This is a genomic window from Candidatus Aquicultor sp., assembly GCF_054640775.1.
In genome coordinates this window covers 1-2,829 of record NZ_JBTSLF010000296.1, presented here as the reverse complement: position 1 = coordinate 2,829, position 2,829 = coordinate 1, and the positions used below count along the sequence as shown (strand labels likewise).

Annotated in this window: 2 protein-coding genes; both read left to right on the top strand. The window is 36.8% G+C overall.

Annotated elements, in window-relative coordinates:
• Nucleotides 1–28: 28 nt before the first annotated feature.
• The gene (locus ACYC56_RS14395) at nucleotides 29–1,288 is read left to right on the top strand and encodes an IPT/TIG domain-containing protein (RefSeq protein ID WP_461374863.1); all 1,260 of its coding nucleotides are present in this window, start codon (nucleotides 29–31) and stop codon (nucleotides 1,286–1,288) included.
• A gap of 46 nt (nucleotides 1,289–1,334) precedes the next feature.
• Nucleotides 1,335–2,645, top strand: a complete 1,311-nt coding sequence (locus ACYC56_RS14390; RefSeq protein ID WP_461374862.1) for a T9SS type A sorting domain-containing protein — start codon at nucleotides 1,335–1,337, stop codon at nucleotides 2,643–2,645.
• The last annotated feature ends 184 nt before the right edge of the window (nucleotides 2,646–2,829 follow it).

Genomic DNA, 2,829 nt, shown 5'->3' with positions numbered 1-2,829 from the left:
AAAAACAAAAAATAATTTTGGATAAGGTATGAAAAATAATTTTTACAATTTATTATTTACAAATTTATTTATAGCTCTCATTGCACTGTTAAGTTTTAACGGGTGTTCCGATAAGGGAGCGCCAAGTTTATACCAGGGTGTCCCGACTACTCCTATAGGAGCAACTCCTGTTATTTCTTCAATAAATCCTCCGAATTCAAGTCTTGCGGGAGTTTCACAGGTAACTATCACAGGACAAAATTTTTCAACTAATCCAATGGAAGATTTAGTCTATTTCAATATTTCTCAAGCCGTTGTTGTAAGCGCTACGACTACTCAACTTGTAGTAACCGCGCCCAACGTTGCTGCGGATTCAATTGTGGTAAGGGTGGCAGTTATACATTCAGAACTTTTTAGCAATAAATTATACTATAATCTCACACCTGCAGCAAAAGATTTTTATCCTGATTCAAAAAGTACTTATATCCTTCCGTATACAATTGTATCAGATAATATAGGTGGTATTTATACTTCCCTCACCGTAAATAATATTGGAAATGGTATTAAAAAAATCACTTCTGACAGTTTGATTACTAATTATGCTTCAAAAGGCACTGAAACATTCTGGACAAGTATGAGGTTTGGTCCAAACGGAGTATTGTTTGCTGCAAGAAATCTTTATGCAATATTTCAAATACCTGCTGGAGGAGGATCACCAACAACGTTTGTAGTTTTACCATCTTCCCTAAAAATTTCTCAACTCGAATTTGATGCAAACAACAATTTATGGGCTGGAGGAAATAACGCTGCTATATATCGGATAAAACAAGATAAAAGCATCACTTCTTTCCCATATACAGCTAATATTACTGCTATGCGTGTTTATAATGACGGAGGGACAAGCTATCTATATGTTGCCGCTCAACAAGACTCAAACTTGACTGTCCAGAGATTTCCTATAGATGCCAACGGTAATCTTGGGTCGCCACAACTTTATTATGATTTCTCCGGAAATTACGGCTCGGGCAATTCTATAACTTCTCTTGAATTTTCTGCCGATGGTGATATGTATCTTGGGACTAATCTTCCTCAAGCAATCATTGTAGTTCATAAAGATAAATCATCCTCATTCCTATATCCTGGCGTTTTAGCTGCATCAGGTGCAATTTCAATGGTATGGGGAAGTGGGGATTTTCTTTATTATATTCGATCACAAGTTGTTGACCCAAACACTAATAGTGTATTAATTCCTCAAACAATAGTTAAGCTCAATATTCAAAAACCAGGGGCTCCCTATTATGGTAGATAATCAACTAATTAAACCTTTACTTTATCAATAACTTAAGGAGTGCTTCATGAAAAAAACTGTTTCTATTTTGTTCGCTTTTATGCTTTTAATGAGTGTGAAAGTATTCTCACAAGGTTGGGTTTATAAGGGTATTTTTCCCCCTGCGCCTGATACTTTGAGAACTAATACTGGTGTCCAATTTGTAACAGTCGATCCAGATGGGAAGATATGGATTGCACCATACAGAACTTCTGATTCATTGTTTGTTCCTGATAGTGGGAAAAAGTTTTCTGTTCGCCCTGTTTATGTTTATAATCCCGATGGAACACCTTGGGATACGATTAAAGCTGTTACAGTTGGCGGCGTATTACATCCCCTTTATAATAGTAAATATGGAATAACTCGCGATAATAACGGGAATATTTTGGTTAACGATTATAGCGATCTATATAGGATAAATTATAAAACTGGACAAGGGATGAACTATGTTAGCCCGGGTATTTCTGCGCTTTGTAATCCGGCAGTTGATTCAAGCGGGAATATTTATTTAGCACCTGTTCTTCCAGGTCATCCAATAGAAATTTATAATTCCGATTTTTCATTTAATAGTAATGCTGTTGATGTTATTGATACTGCCGCCACTTATGGTAGGTGGATGGCTGTCTCCCCTGATGGGAATACCCTATATGTTGCAAGATACACGGATGGATTCCTTCGAGTTTACCATAGACCGGATGCATTTAGTAGTTATGCTTTAGTTGATACAGTTTTAAGAGGTATAGCTTGTGAATCCGGAACGTGGGATCCTGTAAACGGTAATTTATGGTTAAGCACTGGTAACTATTCCTATAATCAACCCACCGGACAGTTTGCTGGTACCGAGGGCACCTGGTATTCATTTAATACAAAGACTTGGGCTATAGAAGATAGTATTAAATGGAGTTTCTTTTCGCCTCAAGATCCAAATGAAAGACCTCGTGGTATAGCTTTTAGCAATGATGGTAAGGATGTTTATTTAGCATGTTTTGGAAATAGTACTTATCCACCGGTGGAATGGTTCCATAATGATAGTCATGTTACCGGAATAAGTGTAGAAAAAAGATCAAATGTTGTATCTGGTTATCAATTATCTCAGAATTATCCAAATCCATTTAACCCATCTACCGAAATTACTTTTTCAGTGCCTAAGTCCGGATTAGTTACTCTTAAAATTTACGATCTGCTCGGTAGGTTAGTTTCTACTTTGGTTAATGAGAATAAATCTACCGGTAATTATACGGTTCGGTTTGATGCTAGTCGACTTGCATCCGGTACATATATTTATCAGATGAACGCAAACGGTGTTTTACTTACTAAAAAGATGGTTCTCCTGAAGTAAGAAGATCTATTTTCTTTTTTTAAGCCCCGGATAACCGGGGCTTTTTTGTAAAAATCAGTTCCTTTAAATAGTCAGCTAATCTAAGGAGAAAACCGTGAGCAATACAATTTCTGCAGATCCGCAGCAAATTAAACAAAGCGGAAGAATCGCCTCTATCGATGCTTTCCGTGGGTTTACAGTACTT

What these genes read in the sequence shown, in the direction of transcription:
- ACYC56_RS14395 (WP_461374863.1), top strand. Translation starts at nt 29, where the DNA reads ATGAAAAATAATTTTTACAATTTATTATTTACAAATTTATTTATAGCT.
- ACYC56_RS14390 (WP_461374862.1), top strand. Translation starts at nt 1,335, where the DNA reads ATGAAAAAAACTGTTTCTATTTTGTTCGCTTTTATGCTTTTAATGAGT.